Source organism: Pseudomonas tritici (assembly GCF_014268275.3).
GTDB lineage: Bacteria > Pseudomonadota > Gammaproteobacteria > Pseudomonadales > Pseudomonadaceae > Aquipseudomonas > Aquipseudomonas tritici.
Window position 1 is genome coordinate 5797994 of record NZ_CP077084.1, and the last position, 25838, is coordinate 5823831.

Annotated in this window: 20 protein-coding genes, 6 tRNA genes and 3 rRNA genes; 7 read left to right on the forward strand and 22 right to left on the reverse strand. The window is 55.5% G+C overall.

Annotation, left to right across the window (positions count from 1 at the left end; translation table 11 throughout):
* Positions 1 to 2: 2 nt before the first annotated feature.
* The 20 genes from rpoB to tyrS all read right to left on the reverse strand — a co-directional run bounded on the left by rpoB (position 3) and on the right by tyrS (position 17589).
* Entirely contained in the window at positions 3 to 4076 is a 4074-nt protein-coding gene (gene rpoB / locus HU722_RS26640) for a DNA-directed RNA polymerase subunit beta (protein ID WP_065872588.1), read from the reverse strand.
* Between the two features lie 219 nt (positions 4077 to 4295).
* Entirely contained in the window at positions 4296 to 4661 is a 366-nt protein-coding gene (gene rplL / locus HU722_RS26645) for a 50S ribosomal protein L7/L12 (protein WP_003176432.1), read from the reverse strand.
* Positions 4662 to 4739: 78 nt separating this feature from the next.
* Entirely contained in the window at positions 4740 to 5240 is a 501-nt protein-coding gene (rplJ, locus tag HU722_RS26650; protein ID WP_003210095.1) for a 50S ribosomal protein L10, read from the reverse strand.
* 199 nt (positions 5241 to 5439) lie between these two features.
* Positions 5440 to 6135, reverse strand: a complete 696-nt coding sequence (rplA, locus tag HU722_RS26655; RefSeq protein WP_003232403.1) for a 50S ribosomal protein L1 — start codon at positions 6133 to 6135, stop codon at positions 5440 to 5442.
* Positions 6135 to 6566 carry a 50S ribosomal protein L11 gene (gene rplK, locus HU722_RS26660; RefSeq protein ID WP_003210097.1) on the reverse strand — a complete coding sequence of 144 codons (432 nt, stop codon included), beginning with the start codon at positions 6564 to 6566 and terminating at the stop codon, positions 6135 to 6137. Before rplK ends, rplA begins: the two co-directional genes overlap by 1 nt.
* Positions 6567 to 6682: 116 nt before the next feature.
* A complete protein-coding gene (nusG, locus tag HU722_RS26665; RefSeq protein ID WP_003176436.1) occupies positions 6683 to 7216 on the reverse strand; it encodes a transcription termination/antitermination protein NusG in 534 nt (177 codons plus the stop codon).
* A 9-nt stretch (positions 7217 to 7225) separates the two neighbouring features.
* Entirely contained in the window at positions 7226 to 7594 is a 369-nt protein-coding gene (secE, locus tag HU722_RS26670; RefSeq protein ID WP_003194658.1) for a preprotein translocase subunit SecE, read from the reverse strand.
* A gap of 45 nt (positions 7595 to 7639) precedes the next feature.
* Positions 7640 to 7715: transfer RNA gene (locus HU722_RS26675), tRNA-Trp, on the reverse strand.
* A 159-nt stretch (positions 7716 to 7874) separates the two neighbouring features.
* Positions 7875 to 7950 (reverse strand) — tRNA-Thr (locus HU722_RS26680).
* A 26-nt stretch (positions 7951 to 7976) separates the two neighbouring features.
* Positions 7977 to 8050: transfer RNA gene (locus tag HU722_RS26685), tRNA-Gly, on the reverse strand.
* A gap of 24 nt (positions 8051 to 8074) precedes the next feature.
* Positions 8075 to 8159, reverse strand: a tRNA-Tyr gene (locus HU722_RS26690).
* A 142-nt stretch (positions 8160 to 8301) separates the two neighbouring features.
* A complete protein-coding gene (locus HU722_RS26695; protein ID WP_186754936.1) occupies positions 8302 to 8748 on the reverse strand; it encodes a hypothetical protein in 447 nt (148 codons plus the stop codon).
* A 7-nt stretch (positions 8749 to 8755) separates the two neighbouring features.
* The gene (locus HU722_RS26700; protein WP_186754934.1) at positions 8756 to 9505 is read right to left on the reverse strand and encodes a pantothenate kinase; all 750 of its coding nucleotides are present in this window, start codon (positions 9503 to 9505) and stop codon (positions 8756 to 8758) included.
* The gene (gene birA, locus HU722_RS26705; protein WP_065872591.1) at positions 9495 to 10454 is read right to left on the reverse strand and encodes a bifunctional biotin--[acetyl-CoA-carboxylase] ligase/biotin operon repressor BirA; all 960 of its coding nucleotides are present in this window, start codon (positions 10452 to 10454) and stop codon (positions 9495 to 9497) included. Before birA ends, HU722_RS26700 begins: the two co-directional genes overlap by 11 nt.
* Positions 10455 to 10621: 167 nt before the next feature.
* Positions 10622 to 10737: ribosomal RNA gene (gene rrf / locus HU722_RS26710) — 5S ribosomal RNA — on the reverse strand.
* Positions 10738 to 10893: 156 nt separating this feature from the next.
* Positions 10894 to 13785, reverse strand: a 23S ribosomal RNA gene (locus HU722_RS26715).
* Between the two features lie 249 nt (positions 13786 to 14034).
* A tRNA-Ala gene (locus HU722_RS26720) sits at positions 14035 to 14110 on the reverse strand.
* A 30-nt stretch (positions 14111 to 14140) separates the two neighbouring features.
* Positions 14141 to 14217: transfer RNA gene (locus tag HU722_RS26725), tRNA-Ile, on the reverse strand.
* An 82-nt stretch (positions 14218 to 14299) separates the two neighbouring features.
* Positions 14300 to 15836: ribosomal RNA gene (locus HU722_RS26730) — 16S ribosomal RNA — on the reverse strand.
* Together the 16S, 23S and 5S rRNA genes with 2 tRNA genes alongside form the textbook arrangement of a ribosomal RNA operon.
* Positions 15837 to 16389: 553 nt before the next feature.
* Positions 16390 to 17589, reverse strand: coding sequence for a tyrosine--tRNA ligase (gene tyrS / locus HU722_RS26735; RefSeq protein ID WP_065871761.1), 1200 nt, complete (start codon positions 17587 to 17589; stop codon positions 16390 to 16392).
* A 209-nt stretch (positions 17590 to 17798) separates the two neighbouring features.
* Here tyrS and HU722_RS26740 point away from each other — a divergent pair, with 209 nt between their 5' ends.
* Together HU722_RS26740 and HU722_RS26745 are read left to right on the forward strand one after the other, a co-directional pair.
* On the forward strand, positions 17799 to 19217 hold the full coding sequence (locus HU722_RS26740; RefSeq protein ID WP_065871762.1) for a peptidoglycan DD-metalloendopeptidase family protein: 1419 nt from the start codon (positions 17799 to 17801) through the stop codon (positions 19215 to 19217).
* 3 nt (positions 19218 to 19220) lie between these two features.
* Entirely contained in the window at positions 19221 to 20312 is a 1092-nt protein-coding gene (locus tag HU722_RS26745; protein ID WP_065891387.1) for an anhydro-N-acetylmuramic acid kinase, read from the forward strand.
* Between the two features lie 77 nt (positions 20313 to 20389).
* On the opposite strand, the gene erpA is transcribed toward HU722_RS26745, so the two are convergent.
* Both erpA and argC read right to left on the reverse strand, forming a co-directional pair.
* Positions 20390 to 20740 carry an iron-sulfur cluster insertion protein ErpA gene (erpA, locus tag HU722_RS26750; protein ID WP_003176443.1) on the reverse strand — a complete coding sequence of 117 codons (351 nt, stop codon included), beginning with the start codon at positions 20738 to 20740 and terminating at the stop codon, positions 20390 to 20392.
* 164 nt (positions 20741 to 20904) lie between these two features.
* Complete coding sequence (argC, locus tag HU722_RS26755; protein ID WP_065871764.1) at positions 20905 to 21939, reverse strand: N-acetyl-gamma-glutamyl-phosphate reductase; 1035 nt, start codon at positions 21937 to 21939, stop codon at positions 20905 to 20907.
* A 135-nt stretch (positions 21940 to 22074) separates the two neighbouring features.
* Here argC and hemJ point away from each other — a divergent pair, with 135 nt between their 5' ends.
* The 5 genes from hemJ (at position 22075) to HU722_RS26780 (ending at position 25758) form a co-directional block, all read left to right on the forward strand.
* Positions 22075 to 22503 (forward strand): protoporphyrinogen oxidase HemJ, encoded by a 429-nt coding sequence (gene hemJ / locus HU722_RS26760; protein ID WP_065871765.1) that lies wholly within the window; start codon positions 22075 to 22077, stop codon positions 22501 to 22503.
* Positions 22504 to 22527: 24 nt separating this feature from the next.
* Positions 22528 to 23490 (forward strand): NAD(P)H-dependent flavin oxidoreductase, encoded by a 963-nt coding sequence (locus HU722_RS26765; protein ID WP_065871766.1) that lies wholly within the window; start codon positions 22528 to 22530, stop codon positions 23488 to 23490.
* 69 nt (positions 23491 to 23559) lie between these two features.
* Positions 23560 to 24522, forward strand: coding sequence for a DUF805 domain-containing protein (locus HU722_RS26770; RefSeq protein ID WP_065871767.1), 963 nt, complete (start codon positions 23560 to 23562; stop codon positions 24520 to 24522).
* A gap of 62 nt (positions 24523 to 24584) precedes the next feature.
* Positions 24585 to 25373, forward strand: a complete 789-nt coding sequence (locus tag HU722_RS26775; RefSeq protein ID WP_065871768.1) for an SDR family NAD(P)-dependent oxidoreductase — start codon at positions 24585 to 24587, stop codon at positions 25371 to 25373.
* A 46-nt stretch (positions 25374 to 25419) separates the two neighbouring features.
* Positions 25420 to 25758: a histidine triad nucleotide-binding protein gene (locus HU722_RS26780; RefSeq protein ID WP_003194682.1), complete on the forward strand. Its 339-nt coding sequence runs from the start codon at positions 25420 to 25422 to the stop codon at positions 25756 to 25758.
* Positions 25759 to 25838: the final 80 nt, after the last annotated feature.

The window sequence follows — 25838 nt, forward strand, 5'->3', positions numbered from 1 at the left end:
TGTTATTCGGTTTCCAGATCGATATCGATGCCGAGGGAACGAATTTCTTTGATCAACACGTTGAAAGACTCGGGCATGCCCGGCTCCATACGGTGATCGCCGTCCACGATGTTTTTGTACATCTTGGTCCGACCGTTCACATCGTCCGACTTCACTGTGAGCATTTCTTGCAGAGTGTAAGCAGCACCGTATGCTTCCAGTGCCCAGACCTCCATCTCCCCGAAACGCTGACCACCGAACTGAGCCTTACCACCCAGCGGCTGCTGGGTAACCAGGCTGTACGAACCGGTAGAACGAGCGTGCATCTTGTCGTCTACCAAGTGGTTCAGCTTCAGCATGTACATGTAGCCAACAGTAACCGGGCGCTCAAACTTGTTGCCGGTACGGCCGTCGAACAGCTGCATCTGGCCGCTTTCTGGCAGGTCTGCCAGTTTAAGCATGGCCTTGATTTCGCTTTCCTTGGCACCGTCGAACACCGGGGTAGCCATTGGAACGCCGCCGCGCAGGTTCTTCGCCAGATCCAGGATTTCCTGGTCAGTGAAGGTGTCCAGCTCTTCGTTGCGACCGCCAATCTCGTTGTAGATCTCGTGCAGGAACTTCCGCAGGTCCGCGACCTTGCGCTGCTCTTCGATCATACGGTTGATCTTCTCGCCCAGACCTTTGGCCGCAAGGCCCAGGTGGGTTTCAAGGATCTGACCAACGTTCATACGCGAAGGTACGCCCAACGGGTTGAGGACGACGTCGACCGGGGTGCCATTGGCATCGTGCGGCATGTCTTCAACCGGCATGATCACGGAGACCACACCTTTGTTACCGTGACGACCGGCCATCTTGTCGCCCGGCTGGATGCGGCGACGGATTGCCAGGTAAACCTTGACGATTTTCAGCACGCCTGGAGCCAGGTCATCGCCCTGCTGCAGTTTGCGCTTCTTGTCTTCGAACTTGTCGTCCAGCAGACGGCGACGATCAACGATGTAAGCCTGGGCTTTCTCGAGCTGCTCGTTCAGAGCGTCTTCAGCCATGCGCAGTTTGAACCACTGGCCATGCTCGAGACCGTCGAGGATTTCGTCGGTGATGTCCTGACCTTTCTTCAGACCTGCGCCGCCTTCAGCCTTGTGGCCTACCAGGGCGGAACGCAGACGTTCGAAGGTCGCGCCTTCAACGATACGGAACTCTTCGTTCAGGTCCTTGCGGATCTCGTCGAGCTGGGTCTTCTCGATGGACAGTGCACGAGCATCACGCTCAACGCCATCACGGGTGAAGACCTGTACGTCGATCACGGTGCCCTTGGTACCGGTAGGTACGCGCAGGGAGGTGTCTTTAACGTCGCTGGCTTTTTCACCGAAGATGGCACGCAGCAGCTTCTCTTCCGGAGTCAGTTGGGTCTCGCCTTTCGGAGTGACCTTACCGACCAGGATGTCGCCTGCGCCTACTTCAGCACCTACATAAACGATACCGGCTTCGTCCAGCTTGTTCAGTGCAGCTTCACCCACGTTCGGGATGTCTGCAGTGATTTCCTCTGGCCCAAGCTTGGTGTCACGCGCCACACAGGTCAGTTCCTGAATGTGGATCGTGGTGAAGCGATCTTCCTGAACCACACGCTCGGACAGGCAGATGGAGTCTTCGAAGTTGTAACCGTTCCAGGCCATGAACGCGATGCGCATGTTCTGACCCAGTGCCAGCTCACCCATATCGGTGGAAGGACCGTCTGCCATGATGTCACTGCGCTGAACCCGATCACCCTTGCTCACCAGCGGACGCTGGTTGATGCAGGTGTTCTGGTTGGAGCGGGTGTACTTGGTCAGGTTGTAGATGTCTACGCCGGCTTCGCCAGTTTCAACTTCGTCATCGGCAACACGAACCACGATACGACTGGCATCAACGGAGTCGATCACGCCGCCACGACGAGCCACGACGCAAACGCCGGAGTCACGAGCTACGTTACGCTCCATGCCGGTACCTACCAGCGGCTTGTCAGCACGCAGGGTGGGTACAGCTTGACGCTGCATGTTGGAACCCATCAACGCACGGTTGGCGTCATCGTGTTCCAGGAACGGGATCAGCGACGCGGCAACCGAAACTACCTGCTTCGGCGATACGTCCATCAAGGTGACGTCTTCCGGCGCCTTGACGGTGAACTCGTTCAAGTGACGAACAGCGACCAGTTCGTCGATCAGCATTTTCTTGTCGTTCATCGTGGCCGAAGCCTGAGCGATCACGTGATCAGCTTCTTCGATGGCGGACAGGAACACGATCTCGTCGGTGACCAGTGCGTCTTTCACCACGCGGTACGGGCTCTCAAGGAAGCCGTACTGGTTGGTGCGCGCATAGGCAGCCAGGGAGTTGATCAGACCGATGTTCGGACCTTCCGGCGTTTCGATCGGGCAAACACGACCGTAGTGCGTCGGGTGTACGTCACGAACTTCAAAGCCAGCACGCTCACGGGTCAGACCGCCCGGGCCCAGTGCAGAGACACGGCGCTTGTGGGTGATCTCGGAAAGCGGGTTGTTCTGGTCCATGAACTGCGAGAGCTGGCTGGAACCGAAGAACTCTTTCACCGCCGCAGCCACTGGCTTGGCGTTGATCAGGTCTTGCGGCATCAAGCCTTCGCTTTCGGCCATCGACAGACGCTCTTTGACCGCACGCTCAACACGCACCAGGCCAACGCGGAACTGGTTCTCGGCCATTTCGCCTACGCAGCGAACACGACGGTTACCCAGGTGGTCGATGTCATCGACGATGCCTTTGCCGTTACGGATGTCGACCAGAGTCTTCAGGACCGCAACGATGTCTTCTTTGCACAACACGCCCGAACCTTCGATCTCGGTACGACCGATACGACGGTTGAACTTCATCCGGCCGACCGCAGACAGGTCATAGCGCTCAGGGCTGAAGAACAGGTTGTTGAACAGAGTCTCGGCAGCGTCTTTGGTTGGCGGCTCGCCAGGACGCATCATGCGATAGATCTCGACCAGCGCTTCCAATTGGTTGCTGGTGGAGTCGATCTTCAGGGTGTCGGAGATGAACGGACCGCAGTCGATGTCGTTGGTGTACAGGGTCTCGATGCGAACGACCTGAGCCTTGGCGATTTTGGCCAGGATCTCGGTGTTCAGCTCGGTGTTGCACTCAGCCAGGATTTCGCCTGTCGCCGGGTGAACGATGACCTTGGCGGTAGTGCGGCCCAGGACGTAGTCCAGCGGCACTTCCAACTCTTTGAGACCGGCTTTTTCGATCTGGTTGATGTGGCGCGCGGTAATACGGCGGCCGGCTTCAACAATGACCTTGCCCTTTTCATCCTGGATGTCCAGAACGGCAATTTCACCACGCAGACGCGATGCGATCAGCTCCAGCTTGAGGGTTTCATCCTTCAGGCTGAATACGTTGGTGGTGTAGAAGGCGTCCAGCACTTGCTCAGTGGTATAGCCAAGCGCGCGCAGCAGTACCGAAGCCGGCAGCTTACGACGACGGTCGATACGCACAAACACGCAGTCTTTCGGGTCGAACTCGAAGTCCAACCACGAACCACGGTACGGAATGATCCGCGCGGAGTACAGGAGCTTACCGGAGCTGTGCGTCTTGCCGCGGTCGTGGTCAAAGAACACGCCCGGGGAACGGTGCAGTTGGGAAACGATTACACGCTCGGTACCGTTGATAACGAAGGTACCGTTTTCAGTCATCAGTGGGATTTCGCCCATGTAGACTTCTTGCTCTTTGATGTCCTTGATCGCTTTGTTCGACGATTCTTTGTCGAAAATGATCAGGCGGACTTTTACCCGCAAAGGTACGGCGTACGTAACACCGCGCAACACGCATTCTTTGACATCAAATGCCGGTTCGCCCAGGCGATAACCGACGTACTCCAGCGCAGCATTGCCGGAGTAGCTGATGATCGGGAAAACGGATTTGAAGGCCGCATGCAGGCCCACGTCGCGGAACTGATCTTTGGTCGCTCCCGCCTGCAAGAATTCACGATACGAATCCAGCTGGATAGCCAGAAGGTACGGGACATCCATGACGTCCGGCAACTTGCTAAAGTCCTTGCGGATACGTTTTTTCTCAGTATATGAGTAAGCCATCAGCGTTCCCCAGCTTGGTCACCTGCTTGTTTGGCCCTCCCGACGGGAGCAGCCAGAAAATCTTGCAAACCCCATGGTTTGCACCACCGCATCGGGTGGCTACAGCGCGTTCATGGCGGCGACCGAGTCGACAGCCAAGAACGGAAAAAGGCCGGTGGCAAGAGCCACCAGCCATCAGCCTTCAGCTTGACGCGTGGGCTGGAGACGCAAGGTCGATGCTTACTTCAGCTCGACTTTAGCGCCTGCTTCTTCCAGAGTAGCTTTGGCTTTGTCAGCGGCGTCTTTCGACACTGCTTCCAGAACCTGGGCAGGAGCGCCGTCAACTACAGCCTTGGCTTCTTTCAGGCCCAGACCGGTCAGTTCACGTACTGCCTTGATCACGTTTACTTTCTTCTCGCCAGCTTCCAGCAGCATAACGTTGAATTCGGTTTGCTCTTCAGCAGCAACAGCAGCAACAGCTGGGCCAGCGGAAGCAGCGGCAGCGGAAACGCCGAATTTTTCTTCGAAAGCTTTGATCAGCTCAACAACCTGCAGAACCGACATTTCAGCTACGGCGTTGAGGATATCGTCTTGGGAGATAGACATTGCTGTATTTCCTGAATTGGGGGACGGCCTACGCGGCCATCGAAATAAACAAAAATACGCGAGAGAATTTGCTCAGCCTTAGGCTGCGGCAGCTTCTTTTTGCTCGCGAACTGCGGCCAGAGTACGAGCCAACTTGCTGGTAGCGCCTTGAATCACGCTCATCAGCTGAGAAATAGCTTCGTTACGGGTCGGCAGTGTTGCCAGTACGTCGATTTGGTTAGCTGCGAGGAACTTGCCCTCGAACGCAGCTGCCTTGATCTCGAACTTGTCCTGACCCTTGGCGAACTCTTTGAACAAACGGGCAGCAGCGCCAGGATGTTCCTTGGAGAAAGCAATCAGGGTCGGGCCTGTGAACACGTCGTTGAGAACACTGTATTCAGTGTCAGCAACAGCGCGCTTGAGCAGGGTGTTACGTACAACACGTACGTATACGCCAGCTTCACGAGCCTCTTTACGGAGTCCGGTCATAGCGCTTACTGTCACACCACGGGCATCAGCCACGACAGCGGACAGAGCAGCTTTGGCAGCCTCGTTGACTTCAGCGACGATGGCCTTCTTGTCTTCGAGATTAATTGCCACGGGTTTAACTCCTGCTTGTTACCGTTTCATCTGGCCGGAGCCGGATGTCGTTTTGGTGTCTGATTCGGTAAGGAACCGGGAGCACCATCTGCGTAGGCTTGTGGTTTAAGACTTGCGTCGCCTACGGTCTTGGATAGCCCCCGCCAGGCAGGGACCCCAATTTTTTCAATTGGCGCAATCGCTCGCGCCAATCTGTGTCTTATACGTCCAACGAGCCTTGGTCGATGACCAGACCTGGGCCCATAGTGGTGCTCAGGGTAACGCGCTTGACGTAGATACCTTTCGAGGAAGCTGGCTTGATACGCTTCAGATCAGCGATCAGGGCTTCAACGTTTTCCTTCAGCTTGACGGCATCGAAGCCGACTTTGCCAACGGAGGTGTGAATGATGCCGTTTTTGTCGGTGCGATAACGAACCTGACCAGCCTTGGCGTTTTTAACCGCGGTAGCTACGTCTGGGGTTACGGTGCCGACTTTCGGGTTAGGCATCAGGCCACGTGGACCCAGGATCTGACCCAACTGACCTACAACGCGCATTGCATCCGGGGAAGCAATAACTACGTCGTAGTTCAGGTCGCCGCCTTTCATTTCGGCAGCGAGGTCGTCCATGCCAACGCGATCGGCGCCGGCGGCCAGAGCAGCTTCAGCTGCCGGGCCTTGGGTGAAGACAGCTACACGTACAGTCTTGCCAGTACCGTGTGGCAGCACAGTTGCGCTACGAACGACCTGGTCGGATTTACGTGGGTCAACACCCAGGTTTACAGCAACGTCAACGGACTCGCTGAACTTGACAGTCGACAGCTCGGTCAGCAGGGCAGCAGCGTCTACAAAGTTGTAGGCCTTGCCTGCTTCGATTTTGCCGGCGATAGCCTTTTGGCGCTTGGTCAGCTTAGCCATTACACACCCTCCACGTTAAGGCCCATGCTACGAGCAGAACCGGCGATGGTACGCACGGCTGCATCCATATCAGCTGCAGTCAGATCCGCGTTTTTGGTTTTCGCGATTTCTTCCAGCTGAGCACGAGTCACGGTGCCAACCTTAACGGTGTTCGGACGAGCGGAACCGCTAGTCAGACCAGCAGCTTTCTTCAACAAAACCGAAGCCGGGGTCGACTTGGTTTCGAAAGTGAAGCTACGGTCGCTGTATACAGTGATGATCACTGGAGTCGGCAGACCTGGCTCAATACCCTGAGTACGGGCGTTGAAGGCCTTGCAGAATTCCATGATGTTCACGCCGTGCTGACCCAGAGCTGGACCGACGGGTGGGCTAGGGTTGGCCTGAGCGGCCTTCACTTGCAGCTTGATGTAAGCGGTAATCTTCTTGGCCATGAGGCACTCCAATTACGGGTTCGAACGCCTCTAAAGGCTCCCCGGTTACTTGCGCGTTTATCCCAGTGACGACAAAACCCCACAGCCTAGGCTGTGGGGTTGGGATGCTTGCTCAGCTAGACCTTCTCGACCTGGCTGAACTCCAGCTCTACCGGAGTAGAACGACCGAAAATAAGCACTGCCACTTGGATCCGGCTCTTTTCGTAGTTAACTTCTTCGACAGTACCGTTGAAATCAGCAAACGGACCATCTGTGACACGAACAACCTCACCCGGCTCGAAAAGCGTCTTCGGCTTAGGCTTGTCGCTACCATCAGCAACACGACGCAGAATTGCTTCTGCTTCTTTATCGGTGATAGGAGCAGGCTTATCAGCGGTACCGCCGATGAAACCCATGACACGAGGAGTGTCCTTGACCAAGTGCCAAGTACCTTCATTCATGTCCATCTGTACCAGCACGTAGCCAGGGAAGAACTTGCGTTCGCTTTTGCGCTTCTGACCATTCCGCATTTCAACCACTTCTTCAGTGGGAACCAGAATTTCGCCGAAGCCATCTTCCATGCCTGCCAGCTTTACGCGCTCTAGCAAAGAGCGCATAACATGCTTCTCGTAACCCGAGTAAGCATGCACAACGTACCAACGCTTAGCCACGGGACACCCTTAGCCAACAATCAAGGAAACAAGCCAGCCGAGCAGGGAATCAAGCCCCCACAACAGCAACGCCATAACCAGAACAACAGCCACAACAATCAACGTAGTCTGCGTGGTTTCTTGGCGAGTCGGCCAAACGACTTTACGTATTTCGGTGCGAGCTTCCTTTACCAGGACCGCGAAAGACTTGCCTTTGGCAGTCTGCAGGCCTACAAAGGCAGCTACAGCAGCAAGGGCAAGCAAAGCGAGCACACGGTACAGGATCGGCGAAGCAGAATAGTACTGATTGCCAACAACGCCTACGACCACCAAGGCGACTACGGCGAGCCACTTGACCAGATCGAAACGAGAGCTTTGAGCTTCAGCCTTAGGAGTCATCTATGAAGATCCTGTGAAAAGAAAGCCAGATACACCACGTGAATCTGGCAGGTCAGGAGGGAATCGAACCCCCAACCTACGGTTTTGGAGACCGTCGCTCTGCCAATTGAGCTACTGACCTAAAACAAAATCAGGCCGACCATTATGCAGGCCTGAAAAAGACTTTACAACAACCAACCTCTAGAGACTTGAAATCACCTGGCAACACCAGGCACAACACCATCAAGCCGAGATTAACTGTTAAAACAAAGGCAGATATTTTCATATCTGCCTTGTTATATGGAGCTCTTGAGCGGATTTGAACCGCTGACCTCACCCTTACCAAGGGTGTGCTCTACCAACTGAGCTACAAGAGCAAAACACCGTGCACAACCTGCAAACTTGGAGCGGGTAGCGGGAATCGAACCCGCATCATCAGCTTGGAAGGCTGAGGTTCTACCACTAAACTATACCCGCGGAGCTTGCAGCTCACGCTAAAAATGGTGGAGGGGGAAGGATTCGAACCTTCGAAGTCGTAGACGTCAGATTTACAGTCTGATCCCTTTGGCCGCTCGGGAACCCCTCCTAAGCGAGCCGGCATTCTACATCACGCCGACCTTCTGTCAAGCATTTTCTCATTAAAAATATGAGGTTAGCTGCGTTGACCTTCGCTTCGCACTGCTGACCTAAAAGGTCTTCACTGCGAAGCGGGCGCCATTCTATGCAAACTATTCGAGAGTTGCAACGCCTTCGCACAACATTATTTTATGTTTTAACTCATTGAATTCCTTGGCAAGGTTTTCAAAGGGCAGGTCGTCAGCCAGGCGTCGGCTTTCAGGGGCAACGCGGAGCCAGTAGCCGGAAGCATCAGCAGTATTCAGCAATTGGACCTTGACGTTTATATCCAGGCTTGTGAGGCGCTGCTCAACGAGTTGCGCCTGGCGTTGATCCGCAAATCCGCCGATGTACAGGCACGTATTTTGTGCCTCAGGCGCTCTTGCTCGCTCCCTGCGCATTACGGTGTCAGAGGATTCACTCAATAGCCGAATATCCTGCTGCGCCCCCTTGTAGAGACTTAGAGGAGTGACATCTTTAGCGCGCAACGGTGCTTCTTGCTGATGCCAAACGTAGTAGAAGGCGTTGAGAACAAGTAAAAGCAAAAACAGCCAACGCATAATCACCTCAGGACAAAGGGCACGCCATCGCCAAACCGACAAAAACCAGATCAGGAACGAGCCGGGCCTGTGGCACCGCATCCGATACCAGATCAGCATCCCCGCCGGTCAGGAACACAGTGAAGTCATCACCCCAGTAGCTTCGCGCCAGTTCCAACTGAGTCAGGACAAACCCTCTCAACATCAACGTACAGCCGCGCTCTACCGCCTCCACAGTCGTACGACCTGGCGAGAGATACTCCAGCGCCCTTTCAGCAGCCGCGTCGTCGTAACGAATCTTGCGCGTGTGAGTCCGCAACTGACTGCGCATTAGAGGCATGCCGGGACATATAAAGCCGCCCAGATGCTCACCATCCGCCGTAATAAAATCTGCTGTTGCCGCGGTGCCAAAATCGAGCACCAGGCAAGCGCCGCGCGCCAGCTTGAATCCACCAAGCATCGCTAACCAGCGATCAAGACCCAGACGCTCGAAATCTTCGTAGCCGTTACGCACTCCGGCCATTTCTCGTGCGGGAGCAGCGCAGGAAACAGCAACGCCGAAAGTCTCATACAGAGCCGCGACTAGTTTGCTTGTTTCTTCCAAGGCACGAACGCTCACCAATCGGCAGCGTGTCAGCAATAATCCAGAAAGCGCGAGCAGGCTTTCAATCAATGCCAGATCCGAACCCACAACACCCTCCGCCGAGGTACTCGCCCTATCCGAATCAAGCACTCGCCATTTAATAAAGCTATTCCCACAGTCGAGCTCAAGAATCATCACGCAGCCTCAGGCTTAACTCACCACCACTGTATATTTTCTCAACACCATCAACGCTCAGGCGCAATGCTCCCTGACGATCTACACCCAATACAATCCCGTCAACCTGGTTAACGCCGGCAATGAGGGATACTGACCGCCCCTGCCATGCGTGATTTTGCTCCCACTCTTCTTGAAGCGCGACAAAACCGTGTGCCCTGTGTCGATCAAGGTAGTTTTGCAACTGCTGGCCCAATCGCGCCGCCAGAGCGTTGCGATCGATAGGAGAGCCCGTCTCGAGCTGCACCGAAGTCCATAGCTGATCGACCTCGTCAGCTCTCTGCATATTCACGTTTATACCTATTCCGAGAACAACGTGACAGATATCAGCAGGGTCTCCTACCAACTCCAGCAAAATCCCGGCAATCTTCTTCTGCCCTACCAAGACATCATTTGGCCACTTCAGTGCCGCCCCCTGCACACCTGACTCGCGCAAGGCCTGCATGACCGCCAGGCCCACCACCAGGCTTAGGCCCTCCAACTGCCGCAAACCAGCCTCGATGCGCAATACGAGGCTGTAATACACATTCTGTGCAAACGGGCTGACCCACTTTCGCCCCCTTCTGCCTCTTCCCGCCGTCTGCTGCTCCGCAAGCACCAAGAACGGAGCCGCGCATCCAGCATCAACAAGACGCAAGGCTTCGGCATTCGTGGAATCAAGGGAGTCAGAGATATGTACGGGCCACGTCAAGGAAGGCGCATTCCGCGCAATGTCCTCAGCACTCAAGAAAACCAGGGGCGACGCCAATTGATACCCCTTACCACGAACCTTATGGATGGGCAGATTCAATTCAGCCTCGAGGTGCTGGAGCTGCTTCCAGACCGCACTGCGACTAACGCCCAGGGCAGCGCCAAGTGCTTCTCCGGAGTGGAATCGGCCATCTTTCAGAAGCTTTAACAACGTCAGCATGCAGGTATCGCCTCACAATGAGGCACGCATGATAGCCATGCGCACGGTCATTGCATAGAAAGGCCGAGCGTTAGCACTGAAGGCCGCCGAGATGAGCTCTTTGCACTTTTCACCCGCCCAAAACAAAACCCCTGTTCGCGTTAGCAAACAGGGGTTCTGGAATTTAATCTTGACGATGACCTACTCTCACATGGGGAAACCCCACACTACCATCGGCGATGCATCGTTTCACTACTGAGTTCGGGATGGGATCAGGTGGTTCCAATGCTCTATGGTCGTCAAGAAATTCGGGTACTGAGTCGTGACCAGATGGCCTCGCTTCAGCAAATTGGGTATGTGACAGCTTTCGGTGTTTTCGTGAGATCGAACTTTCGGTTCTATCGTCTTCACACACCGCAATCTGATGCTCTTTCGAGTAGTCAAATTGCTTGGGTGTTATATGGTCAAGCCTCACGGGCAATTAGTATTGGTTAGCTCAACGCCTCACAGCGCTTACACACCCAACCTATCAACGTCGTAGTCTTCGACGGCCCTTCAGGGGACTCAAGGTCCCAGTGAGATCTCATCTTGAGGCTAGTTTCCCGCTTAGATGCTTTCAGCGGTTATCTATTCCGAACATAGCTACCCGGCAATGCCACTGGCGTGACAACCGGAACACCAGAGGTTCGTCCACTCCGGTCCTCTCGTACTAGGAGCAGCCCCTCTCAAATCTCAAACGTCCACGGCAGATAGGGACCGAACTGTCTCACGACGTTCTAAACCCAGCTCGCGTACCACTTTAAATGGCGAACAGCCATACCCTTGGGACCGGCTTCAGCCCCAGGATGTGATGAGCCGACATCGAGGTGCCAAACACCGCCGTCGATATGAACTCTTGGGCGGTATCAGCCTGTTATCCCCGGAGTACCTTTTATCCGTTGAGCGATGGCCCTTCCATACAGAACCACCGGATCACTAAGACCTACTTTCGTACCTGCTCGACGTGTCTGTCTCGCAGTCAAGCGCGCTTTTGCCTTTATACTCTACGACCGATTTCCGACCGGTCTGAGCGCACCTTCGTACTCCTCCGTTACTCTTTAGGAGGAGACCGCCCCAGTCAAACTACCCACCATACACTGTCCTCGATCCGGATAACGGACCTGAGTTAGAACCTCAAAGTTGCCAGGGTGGTATTTCAAGGTTGGCTCCACGCAGACTGGCGTCCACGCTTCAAAGCCTCCCACCTATCCTACACAAGCAAATTCAAAGTCCAGTGCAAAGCTATAGTAAAGGTTCACGGGGTCTTTCCGTCTAGCCGCGGATACACTGCATCTTCACAGCGATTTCAATTTCACTGAGTCTCGGGTGGAGACAGCGCCGCCATCGTTACGCCATTCGTGCAGGTCGGAACTTACCCGACAAGGAATTTCGCTACCTTAGGACCGTTATAGTTACGGCCGCCGTTTACCGGGGCTTCGATCAAGAGCTTCGCGTTAGCTAACCCCATCAATTAACCTTCCGGCACCGGGCAGGCGTCACACCCTATACGTCCACTTTCGTGTTTGCAGAGTGCTGTGTTTTTAATAAACAGTCGCAGCGGCCTGGTATCTTCGACCGGCATGAGCTTACGGAGCAAGTCCTTCACCCTCACCGGCGCACCTTCTCCCGAAGTTACGGTGCCATTTTGCCTAGTTCCTTCACCCGAGTTCTCTCAAGCGCCTTGGTATTCTCTACCCAACCACCTGTGTCGGTTTGGGGTACGGTTCCTGGTTACCTGAAGCTTAGAAGCTTTTCTTGGAAGCATGGCATCAACCACTTCGCTAACTAAAAGTTAGCTCGTCATCAGCTCTCGGCCTTAAGATCCCGGATTTACCTAAGATCTCAGCCTACCACCTTAAACTTGGACAACCAACGCCAAGCTGGCCTAGCCTTCTCCGTCCCTCCATCGCAATAACCAGAAGTACAGGAATATTAACCTGTTTTCCATCGACTACGCTTTTCAGCCTCGCCTTAGGGACCGACTAACCCTGCGTCGATTAACGTTGCGCAGGAAACCTTGGTCTTTCGGCGTGGGTGTTTTTCACACCCATTGTCGTTACTCATGTCAGCATTCGCACTTCTGATACCTCCAGCAAGCTTCTCAACTCACCTTCACAGGCTTACAGAACGCTCCTCTACCGCATCACTTACGTGATACCCGTAGCTTCGGTGTATGGTTTGAGCCCCGTTACATCTTCCGCGCAGGCCGACTCGACTAGTGAGCTATTACGCTTTCTTTAAAGGGTGGCTGCTTCTAAGCCAACCTCCTAGCTGTCTAAGCCTTCCCACATCGTTTCCCACTTAACCATAACTTTGGGACCTTAGCTGACGGTCTGGGTTGTTTCCCTTTTCACGACGGACGTTAGCACCCGCCGTGTGTCTCCCATGCTCGGCACTTGTAGGTATTCGGAGTTTGCATCGGTTTGGTAAGTCGGGATGACCCCCTAGCCGAAACAGTGCTCTACCCCCTACAGTGATACATGAGGCGCTACCTAAATAGCTTTCGAGGAGAACCAGCTATCTCCGAGCTTGATTAGCCTTTCACTCCGATCCACAGGTCATCCGCTAACTTTTCAACGGTAGTCGGTTCGGTCCTCCAGTTAGTGTTACCCAACCTTCAACCTGCCCATGGATAGATCGCCCGGTTTCGGGTCTATTCCCAGCGACTAGACGCCCTATTAAGACTCGCTTTCGCTACGCCTCCCCTATTCGGTTAAGCTCGCCACTGAAAATAAGTCGCTGACCCATTATACAAAAGGTACGCAGTCACCCAACAAAGTGGGCTCCCACTGCTTGTACGCATACGGTTTCAGGATCTATTTCACTCCCCTCTCCGGGGTTCTTTTCGCCTTTCCCTCACGGTACTAGTTCACTATCGGTCAGTCAGTAGTATTTAGCCTTGGAGGATGGTCCCCCCATATTCAGACAAAGTTTCTCGTGCTCCGTCCTACTCGATTTCATGACTAAGAGATTTTCGCGTACAGGGCTATCACCCACTATGGCCGCACTTTCCAGAGCGTTCCGCTAATCTCAAAGCCACTTAAGGGCTAGTCCCCGTTCGCTCGCCACTACTAAGGGAATCTCGGTTGATTTCTTTTCCTCAGGGTACTTAGATGTTTCAGTTCCCCTGGTTCGCTCCATACACCTATGTATTCAGTGTAAGGTAACCATCTTATGATGGCTGGGTTCCCCCATTCAGACATCTCCGGATCAAAGTCTGTTTGCCGACTCCCCGAAGCTTTTCGCAGGCTACCACGTCTTTCATCGCCTCTGACTGCCAAGGCATCCACCGTATGCGCTTCTTCACTTGACCATATAACCCCAAGCAATCTGGTTATACTGTGAAGACAACATTCGCCGAAAATTCGATAATACTCAAAACTGAGTAACTCACAAATTTTACCTTAGCCTGATCCGTTACCAGTGAAAGTAACGTTCAGTCTATCTTTCTATCACATACCCAAATTTTTAAAGAACGATCTAATCAAAGACTAGAAATCAACATTCACCATCATAACGATGGAATGCTCATTTCTAAGCTTTCATAACGTAGAAGCAGTAGTGGTGGAGCCAAACGGGATCGAACCGTTGACCTCCTGCGTGCAAGGCAGGCGCTCTCCCAGCTGAGCTATGGCCCCGTATTTCTACAGGCGTTTCCCACACAAAATTGGTGGGTCTGGGCAGATTCGAACTGCCGACCTCACCCTTATCAGGGGTGCGCTCTAACCAACTGAGCTACAGACCCAATTTCGGGCTGCTTCTTATCGTCTTCTTCAATGAATCAAGCAATTCGTGTGGGAACTTATGGAGCAGCTGATGTCGTCGATTAAGGAGGTGATCCAGCCGCAGGTTCCCCTACGGCTACCTTGTTACGACTTCACCCCAGTCATGAATCACACCGTGGTAACCGTCCTCCCGAAGGTTAGACTAGCTACTTCTGGTGCAACCCACTCCCATGGTGTGACGGGCGGTGTGTACAAGGCCCGGGAACGTATTCACCGCGACATTCTGATTCGCGATTACTAGCGATTCCGACTTCACGCAGTCGAGTTGCAGACTGCGATCCGGACTACGATCGGTTTTCTGGGATTAGCTCCACCTCGCGGCTTGGCAACCCTCTGTACCGACCATTGTAGCACGTGTGTAGCCCAGGCCGTAAGGGCCATGATGACTTGACGTCATCCCCACCTTCCTCCGGTTTGTCACCGGCAGTCTCCTTAGAGTGCCCACCATGACGTGCTGGTAACTAAGGACAAGGGTTGCGCTCGTTACGGGACTTAACCCAACATCTCACGACACGAGCTGACGACAGCCATGCAGCACCTGTCTCAATGTTCCCGAAGGCACCAATCTATCTCTAGAAAGTTCATTGGATGTCAAGGCCTGGTAAGGTTCTTCGCGTTGCTTCGAATTAAACCACATGCTCCACCGCTTGTGCGGGCCCCCGTCAATTCATTTGAGTTTTAACCTTGCGGCCGTACTCCCCAGGCGGTCAACTTAATGCGTTAGCTGCGCCACTAAAAGCTCAAGGCTTCCAACGGCTAGTTGACATCGTTTACGGCGTGGACTACCAGGGTATCTAATCCTGTTTGCTCCCCACGCTTTCGCACCTCAGTGTCAGTATTAGTCCAGGTGGTCGCCTTCGCCACTGGTGTTCCTTCCTATATCTACGCATTTCACCGCTACACAGGAAATTCCACCACCCTCTACCATACTCTAGTCAGTCAGTTTTGAATGCAGTTCCCAGGTTGAGCCCGGGGATTTCACATCCAACTTAACAAACCACCTACGCGCGCTTTACGCCCAGTAATTCCGATTAACGCTTGCACCCTCTGTATTACCGCGGCTGCTGGCACAGAGTTAGCCGGTGCTTATTCTGTCGGTAACGTCAAAACAATCACGTATTAGGTAACTGCCCTTCCTCCCAACTTAAAGTGCTTTACAATCCGAAGACCTTCTTCACACACGCGGCATGGCTGGATCAGGCTTTCGCCCATTGTCCAATATTCCCCACTGCTGCCTCCCGTAGGAGTCTGGACCGTGTCTCAGTTCCAGTGTGACTGATCATCCTCTCAGACCAGTTACGGATCGTCGCCTTGGTGAGCCATTACCTCACCAACTAGCTAATCCGACCTAGGCTCATCTGATAGCGCAAGGCCCGAAGGTCCCCTGCTTTCTCCCGTAGGACGTATGCGGTATTAGCGTCCGTTTCCGAACGTTATCCCCCACTACCAGGCAGATTCCTAGGCATTACTCACCCGTCCGCCGCTCTCAAGAGAAGCAAGCTTCTCTCTACCGCTCGACTTGCATGTGTTAGGCCTGCCGCCAGCGTTCAATCTGAGCCATGATCAAACTCTTCAGTTCAAACATCTTTGGGTTTTTAAGAAACCCTAAACTTGGCTCAGCAATCGTTGGTTACATCTTTGATTTCTCGCGGAGTAACTTGTGATGCTGATAATCTTGTTGACTATCAGTCTGACTCCACAAGCACCCACACGAATTGCTTGATTCAGTTGTTAAAGAGCGGTTGGTTAAGATCTTTCGTCTCAACCGAGGCGCGCATTCTACAGCAGCCTCATTTGCTGTCAAGTGATTATTTTCAGAAGTTTTCGAAGAATTCTTCAACAACTTCAACCACTTGCGCTTCCGATCTCTCGTTAGCGGGAGGCGAATTCTACAGCGTTACACGCTGCTGTCAACACCTCTTTTTCTCCGCTTTCGACCGAGAGGATCGAAACGTTAATAGAGCCAAACAACACTGCTCTACCAACTCCTTCTGGGCTTCGATGAACTGAAGCAACTCGCTGCCGAATCTCGCATAACTCTTTGTTTACCAAGGAGTTTTCCGTTTCGACTGCGCCGGAAGTGGGGCGAATTATAGACAGATATAAATCGCCGTCAACACTTAATTTCAGGTTTATTCGGATTTAAGCGTAATACGCGCAAATGCCTTCTTTCCAGCCTGGCAAACGTGGGTAGCGCCCAGCTCGTATATAAAGGTGCGATCTACAACCTCACCATCTATACGCACACCACCTGAACCCAACAGATCACGCGCAACCGCCGAGTTCTTCACCAAGCCCACCTTGTTAAGGACAGCAGCGATCGGCATCGCCTCGGCTGCGGACAGCTCAATCTCAGGCAGATCATCCGGCAGCTCGCCATCCTTCATACGGTTACCCGCCGCACGGTGAGCATTGGCCGCAGCCTCTTCACCATGGAAGCGCGCAACGATCTCTTCCGCCAGCTTGATTTTCACGTCACGCGGGTTAGCGCCCGCCTCTACCTCAGCACGCAGCGCGTTGATCTCGTCCATCGAGCGGAAGCTCAGCAACTCGAAGTAGCGCCACATCAGCGCATCAGGAATCGAAACCAGCTTGCCGTACATCACACCCGGCGCTTCCTGGATACCGACATAGTTACCCAGGGACTTGGACATCTTCTTGACGCCATCCAACCCCTCCAGCAACGGCATGGTCAGAATGCACTGAGCCTCCTGCCCATACGCACGCTGCAGTTCACGCCCCATCAAGAGGTTGAATTTCTGATCAGTACCACCCAGCTCAACATCAGCACGTAACGCTACCGAGTCGTAGCCCTGAACCAGCGGATAGAGGAACTCATGAATAGCGATCGGTTGGTTGGTGGAGTAACGCTTGTCGAAGTCATCACGCTCAAGCATGCGCGCAACGGTGTACTGGGAGGTCAAGCGAATGAAGTCCGCCGGCCCCATCTGATCCATCCAAGTGGAATTGAACGCCACCTCGGTCTTGGCCGGATCAAGAATCTTGAATACTTGTGTCTTGTAGGTCTCGGCGTTATCGAGTACCTGTTCACGGGTCAACGGCGGGCGCGTGGCACTCTTGCCACTTGGGTCACCGATCATCCCGGTGAAATCACCTATAAGGAAGATGACCTGATGCCCCAGCTCCTGGAACTGACGCAGCTTATTAATAAGCACGGTGTGACCCAGGTGCAGATCCGGCGCGGTCGGATCAAAGCCAGCCTTAATACGCAGGGGCTGACCACGCTTGAGCTTTTCGATCAGCTCAGCTTCGACCAACAGTTCTTCCGCACCACGTTTTATCAGCGCTAGCTGCTCTTCAACCGACTTCATAACAGACCCGCAAGGCTCAGATTCAAAAGGGAACCAACCATACAAGATCAGGGACTAATTACAAGTTTTGCCCTGCGAACGGACACCGTTCAGCAAGCCCAGCGTTCGCGAGCTTGCGCCACAGATGATTTGGTTATATTTTATACAGTTATTTCATCTTCATCATGTCATTCATCTTTTCCATTTCATCTTCAAAGTCAAAATTACCTATGACCACTGAACCGTCTAAAGCGCCGCCGCTTTACCCGAAGACCCACTTGCTCGCCGCAAGTGGCATCGCCGCCCTTCTCAGCCTGGCACTCCTGGTATTCCCTTCCAGTGACGTAGAAGCCAAACGAACATCCCTGAGCCTTGACCTGGAAAGTCCAGTTGAACAACTGACACAAGATCAAGACGCTTCCGACGCGCAACAAGCCACAAATGCACCCGCCGACTCACCGTTCGCCCAGATAGAAAACAGCCCGGAAGACACACAGCAAGCTGCCGCGACGCAGTCTGCGCCGACTGTTGAGGTGGCCAAGAGTCCTCAGCACCGCGAAGTCATCGTGGGTAAGGGCGATACACTTTCGACACTGTTCGAGAAAGTCGGCCTGCCTGCCGCTACCGTCAACGACGTACTGGCAAGCGACAAACAAGCCAAGCAATTCACCCAGCTCAAACGCGGTCAAAAACTTGAATTCGAACTGACCCCCGACGGCCAGCTCAACAACCTCCACAGTACCGTCAGCGACCTTGAAAGCATCACGCTGACCAAAGGCGCCAAGGGCTTTGCCTTCAACCGCATCACCACCAAACCGGTGATGCGCTCCGCTTACGTTCACGGCGTGATCAACAGCTCCCTGTCGCAATCTGCCGCCCGCGCCGGACTGTCCCACAGCATGACCATGGACATGGCCAGTGTGTTTGGCTACGACATCGACTTCGCACAGGACATCCGTCAAGGCGACGAATTTGATGTGATCTACGAGCAGAAAGTCGCCAACGGCAAAGTGGTCGGCACTGGCAACATCCTCTCCGCACGCTTCACCAACCGCGGCAAGACCTACACCGCCGTGCGCTACACCAACAAGCAAGGCAATAGCAGCTACTACACCGCCGACGGCAATAGCATGCGCAAGGCCTTCATCCGTACTCCGGTAGACTTCGCTCGCATTAGCTCGCGTTTCTCCATGGGTCGCAAGCATCCAATTCTGAACAAAATCCGCGCCCACAAAGGCGTCGACTATGCCGCGCCACGTGGCACGCCGATCAAGGCAGCAGGCGACGGCAAAGTGCTGCTGGCCGGCCGTCGTGGTGGCTACGGCAATACCGTGATCATCCAGCACGGCAACACCTACCGTACGCTGTATGGCCACATGCAAGGCTTTGCCAAGGGTGTGCAAACCGGCGGCACCGTGAAGCAAGGCCAAGTGATCGGCTATATCGGTACCACTGGCCTCTCTACCGGGCCGCACTTGCACTATGAGTTCCAAGTCAATGGCGTACACGTCGACCCGCTCGGCCAGAAGCTGCCGATGGCCGACCCGATCGCCAAGGCCGAGCGTGCACGCTTCATGCAACAGAGCCAGCCATTGATGGCACGCATGGACCAGGAGCGCTCCACCCTGTTGGCTTCGGCGAAGCGTTAAGGTATGGCGCTCTATTTAGGCGTGATGTCCGGGACCAGCCTCGATGGACTGGACATTGCCTTGATCGAGCAAGATCCGGCGATCAAGCTGATCGCCACGCACTACATTCCCATGCCGGAAACCCTGCGCGCGGAGTTGCTTGCTCTGTGCGCCAGCGGCCCAGATGAGATCGCCCGTTCAGCCATTGCCCAACAGAACTGGGTGAGTCTTGCTGCTCAAGGCATTCACACGCTGCTCGATCAACAAAACCTCAAGCCTCAGGACATTCGCGCAATTGGCAGCCATGGCCAGACCATCCGCCATGAACCCGCCCGGGGCTTCACCGTGCAAATCGGCAACCCAGCCCTGCTCACCGAGCTGACGGGTATCACCGTGGTCAGCGACTTCCGCAGTCGTGATGTTGCCGCCGGCGGCCAGGGCGCCCCGCTGGTGCCTGCATTCCATGAAGCACTGTTCGGTGAACACACCGGTAACCGCGCGGTATTGAATGTGGGAGGTTTCAGCAATCTCAGCCTGATCGAGACCGGCAAACCTGTAGCCGGCTTCGACTGCGGCCCAGGCAATGTCCTGCTGGATGCATGGATACACCAACAACGCGGCGAACACTTTGATCGTGATGGACAGTGGGCGGCGAGCGGCAAAGTAGAGCCTCAACTACTCAACGACTTGCTCAGTGACCCATTCTTCGTGACCAAGGGCCCTAAAAGCACCGGGCGCGAAGTGTTCAACCTGGGATGGCTGCACCAACACCTCGGCCACTTACCCGCTTTCGAGCCTGAGGATGTGCAGGCCACGCTGCTGGAGCTGACCGCCCTGACCATTGTCGATTCCCTACAGTCCGCCCAGCCCCAGACAGAAACGCTGCTGGTGTGTGGTGGCGGCGCTCACAACGCCACGCTGATGAGTCGGCTGGCCGCGTTGTTGCCATCAACCCAGGTCAGCAGCACCGCCACCTACGGCGTGGACCCCGACTGGGTAGAAGCCATGGCCTTCGCCTGGCTGGCCCATTGCTGCCTTGAAGGCATTGCCGCCAACCGCCCCAGCGTCACCGGTGCACGCGGGCTTCGGGTACTGGGCGCGATCTACCCTGCCTGACCGCTTCCAGGATCCGCAGACAGCAAAACGCCGCTTGGCCTATCACAGCCAAGCGGCGTTTTTGCATGCCCTGTCGATCAGATCGAGAACGAAGACCCGCAACCACAGGTGGTGGTAGCGTTAGGGTTCTTGATCACGAAACGCGAACCTTCCAGACCTTCCTGATAATCCACCTCGGCGCCTGCCAAATATTGGAAGCTCATCGGGTCCACGACCAAACTCACGCCTTCGCGCTCAACGATGGTGTCATCATCGGCTACATCTTCATCGAAGGTAAAACCGTACTGAAACCCTGAACAACCGCCGCCCGTAACAAATACGCGCAGCTTCAAGCGATCATTACCCTCTTCATCGACCAGGCTCTTCACCTTGTGCGCAGCACCGTGGGTGAATTGCAAAGCCGTGGGGGTGAAGGATTCAACGCTCATGCTGATAATCTCCCGGCGTACCGCCGCCATATGCGTAATGGCGGGCATTATCCGCTTCTCCTAGAAAAGCGGTCAACTATTGTTACGGTATATCAATCTGCGCTGCCGCCATTAAAAACACAAAAGGCCCGATCACGGGCCTTTTGCTTAACCGCTGAACAGCGTTAAGGCAGCATGCCTGCGTGGGACAAGCCCAGCTTCTCATCCAGGCCAAACAAGATGTTCATGTTCTGCACCGCCTGGCCCGACGCGCCCTTGACCAGGTTATCGATCACCGACAGCACCACGACCAGATCGCCATCCTGCGGACGATGCACGGCAATCCGGCACACATTGGCGCCGCGCACGCTGCGGGTTTCCGGATGGCTGCCGGCGGGCATAACGTCGACGAACGGTTCGTTGGCATAACGTTTTTCGAACAGCGCCTGCAGGTCTACCGAGCGATCAACCACCGTTGCGTACAACGTAGAGTGAATGCCGCGAATCATCGGCGTCAGGTGCGGTACGAACGTCAGGCCCACGTCTTTACCGGCCGCGCGACGCAGCCCCTGGCGGATTTCCGGCAAGTGACGATGCCCTTTTACCGCATAGGCCTTCATGCTTTCCGCCGTCTCGGAGTAAAGCGAACCGACCGCCGCGCCACGACCAGCGCCGCTCACGCCCGACTTGCAGTCTGCGATCAAGCGCGAAGCGTCCGCCAACCCAGCTTCCAGCAATGGCAGGAAACCCAGCTGAGTCGCTGTCGGATAGCAACCCGGTACCGCGATTAAACGCGCTTGCTTGATCTGCTCACGATTGACTTCCGGCAGGCCATAGACAGCCTCTTTCAGCAATTCCGGCGCACCGTGAGGCTGGCCATACCACTTGGCCCACTCATCAGCGTCCTGCAAACGGAAATCCGCCGACAGATCGATCACCTTGGTGCCCGCGGCCAGCAGCTCACCGGCCAAGGCATGGGCAACACCATGAGGGGTGGCGAAGAACACCACGTCGCAGGCACCCAGGGTCTTGATGTCCGGAACGCTGAACGCCAGGCCATCGTAATGGCCTCGCAGGTTCGGATACATGTCGGCCACGGCCAGGCCGGCCTCGGATCGGGAGGTGATGACCACCACCTCAGCTTGCGGATGTTGAGCCAACAGACGCAGCAATTCGACACCGGTGTAACCCGTGCCGCCGACGATACCGACCTTGACCATAAACCTGCCCTCAACGAACCACTGGAAAGCCGTCGATAATAGGGGCCGTATCGTCCTGCGACAACCGTCAACGTGACGTACGGGCGCATGAGCCACTACTATCTTCAGTTACCGTGAACCTGGGAATAACTAGAAATGCTCTATCTATGGATCAAAGCCTTCCACATTGTCAGCATCGTCTGCTGGTTTGCCGGGCTGTTCTACCTGCCACGCCTGTTCGTCTACCACGCCCAAAGCGAGGACACCGTCAGCAAGGAACGCTTCAGCGTCATGGAGCGCAAGTTGTATCGCGGCATCATGGGACCGGCGATGGTGGCCAGCCTGGTATTCGGTATCTGGCTGATCGCCCTTAACCCTGGCATCTTTCAATCGGGCGCCTGGATCCACGCCAAGCTGACGCTGGTGGTGTTGCTGATCGGCTACCACCATATGTGCGGTGCGCAGGTAAAACGTTTCGCCCGTGGCGAAAACACCCGCAGCCATGTCTTTTATCGCTGGTTCAACGAAGTACCCGTTCTGATATTGCTGGCTATCGTAATTTTGGTCGTGGTCAAACCGTTCTAACTTCAATTACCCGGGGTACCTCCAATGTCGCTGCCCGCTCTGCTTGAACAACGTCTGCGCCTGCCCGTCGTGGTTGCGCCGATGTTTCTGATTTCCAACCCGCAACTGGTCCTGGCGTGCTGTCGCAATGGGGTGGTCGGGAGCTTCCCGGCGCTTAACCAACGCGAAAGCAGCGGGTTCAAGGCATGGCTGGAGGAAATCGAAGCGGGCCTGGCAGCGCTGGACAATCCTGCGCCCTACGCCGTCAACCTGATCGTGCACAACAGCAACCCGCGCCTGGAGGCAGACCTGGCGATCTGCGTTGAACACAAAGTGCCGATCGTCATTACCAGCCTGGGCGCTGTGAAGGAATTGGTAGACGCCGTGCACAGCTACGGTGGCCTGGTGTTCCACGACGTCACCACTCGGCGCCACGCTGAGAAAGCGGCCGAAGCCGGCGTGGATGGCCTGATCGCCGTAGCTGCAGGTGCCGGCGGCCATGCTGGCACTTGGAGCCCCTTCGCACTGATCGCCGAGATTCGCCAGTTCTTCGACAAAACACTACTGCTGGCCGGCTGCCTCAACCACGGGCACGAGATGCTCGCCGCCCAACTGCTCGGCGCCGACCTGGCCTATTTCGGCACTCGCTTTATCGGTACCACCGAAAGCCATGCCCCGGATGCCTATAAAGAGATGCTGCTCACATCGCGCGCCGCCGACATCGTGCACACTCCTGCTGTCTCCGGCGTCCCCGCCAGCTTTATGCGCCAGAGCCTGGAAAACGCCGGTTTCGACCTCGCAGCCCTGCAAGGCAAAGGCGAAGTCAATTTCGGCTCCAAGCTCAAACCGTTGAGCGACGAGGCTAAAGCATGGAAGACTGTATGGTCTGCCGGCCAAGGCGTCGGTGAAATTGATGATTTGCCAAGCGTCGATGAACTGGTTGCGCGCCTCGATGCCGAATACCGCAAGGCACGCGAACAGGCCGCTCAACTGCGCTGGCCACGCTGACCCAACCGCAAGTCCCGCCAATTGAGCGGGCCTGCACCACCTCCCTGAACAAGTGACAAGGAAGCCCGCATGAGCGACAACCGTTTCAAGATTGTGTTTGATGGGGCCTTGCTCCCGGGTGTCGAAAGCACCACGGCCAAACTGAACCTGGCCGAGCTGTTCAAGAGCGAAGTTGAAGCCATCGAGAAGCTCTTCACCGGCCGCCCGGTTGCGCTCAAACGTGACCTGTCGCGCCCGGATGCGGAAACCTACCTCACCGCGCTGAAAAACGCCGGGGTCGACGCACGCATCGAAGCCGAACAACCCGTAGCCTTCAGCCTCGCCGAAACCCATGAGACGGATTCCGGCGCTTCCGACTTCTCCCGCCCGGCCGCTTCACCCTATGCACCGCCGCGCGCTGCCGTAGGTGAAAACCTGCCGGAGTATTCCACTCTTAAAGTCTTCACTATCCACGGGCGCATCGGGCGACTGCGGTATCTCGCCTGGACCCTGGTGTTGACCCTAGCGATGCTGGTCGCGGGTGGCATCATCAGCACCGTCAGCTTTGCGGTAGCCACCGCCTCGCCAACCGCAGGTACCATCCTTGGGGTGTTGCTGGGTCTCGCGTTGTTTGTTGCGCTTGTGTGGGTCAGTGTACAAATCGGTGTGCAGCGCCTGCACGATCTGGGGTGGTCAGGCTGGCTGTATTTCCTCAACCTGGTACCGCTGGTGAACAGCGTCTTCCCGATCCTGTTGCTGGTATTGCCAGGGAATGCAGGCGCCAATCAATACGGCGCGCCACCACCCCGCAACTCCACGGCGGTAAAAGTCCTGGCCACGCTGTGGTTGGCGTTTATCCCAGTCATGCTCGCCATCGTGGTGACCCTGGGCATGAACGGTTACCTGAACCAACTCGAAGCCAACATGGACAGCAGCTACGAAAGCAGCTCCATCACCGCCGATGAAGATGCCGACCAAGCCACGGCCGTAGAAGAAGACGAAGCGCAAAGTGCTGACGAAGCGGGCGAACCTGTAGACTCTCCAGAACAGTAAAGAAACGCCCCGGCCTGTGATGCCTTTGTCACAGGCGCGGCGGTGTTGCGATGGAGAAAGGCATGACCCGTTACGCTCTGATCACCGGCGCCTCCAGCGGCATCGGCCTGGCCTTGGCCGAAGCGCTGGCCCGTCGCGGCCGCAGCTTGATTCTGGTGGCCCGCCAGCGTGATCAGTTGGAAAGCATTGCAATCGAATTGACTCAACGCTTCGGTGTCGAGGTGCTGTTCCGGGCCTGCGACCTGGGCGAGCCACTGCGCTTGTCCGGGTTCCTGCTGGAGCTTGAAGAAGGCGAACGGCAGATCGACTTGCTGGTGAACTGCGCCGGCATCGGCACCAGCGGCCCCTTCCTGGCTCAGGACTGGATGACCGAGCAGGACCTCATGGAGGTCAACATCCTGGCCCTGACCCGTATGTGCCATGCCCTCGGTAACACCATGGCCCTGCAAGGCGGCGGGCAGATTCTCAATGTGGCGTCCGTCGCGGCATTCCAGCCAGGCCCGTGGATGAGCACCTACTACGCCAGCAAAGCCTACGTACTGCACTTTTCCGAAGGTCTGCGCGAAGAATTGAAGACCTGCGGCATCAAGGTCTCGGTCCTCTGCCCCGGCCCGACACGCACCGCATTCTTCGGCACCGCGCAAATGGACACCGCCAAGCTCGACGGCAGCCAACAACTGATGAGCCCCGAAGAAGTGGCGCTTTATACCGTGCGCGCCCTGGAAAAGAACAAAGCCATCATCATTCCCGGCCGACGCAACCGCTGGATCGCCTTCAGCCCACGTTTCAGCCCCCGATGGCTGACCCGCAAGATCGCCGGCGCCATTAACAAGGCCTATTGCCCGCGCTGACCGGCTGAGTACACTCACCCTGCACATTCATAATGGAGAAACAGCTGTGGATACTCTGTTCACCAAGATCATCAACAGAGAAATACCCGCGAAGATTATCTACGAGGATGACCAGGTCCTGGCCTTCCACGATATTGCACCGCAGGCACCCGTGCATTTTCTGGTCATTCCTAAGAAACCTATCCGCACGTTGAACGACCTGACTGAAGACGACAAAGCCCTAGCAGGCCATATTCTGTTCACCGCCCAGCGCCTGGCCGTTGAGCAAGGCTGCGAAAAAGGTTTTCGTGTGGTGATGAACTGCAACGAAGACGGCGGGCAGACCGTTTATCACATCCATATGCACGTGCTGGGTCAGCGCCAGATGAACTGGCCGCCGGGCTGATCGGCCCTCGAGCAAGGGTCGTGCCCCAGGCTGCGACCCCATGCCCTTGACGCGGCGCAAACGCTTCCCCCTCTCTTGCG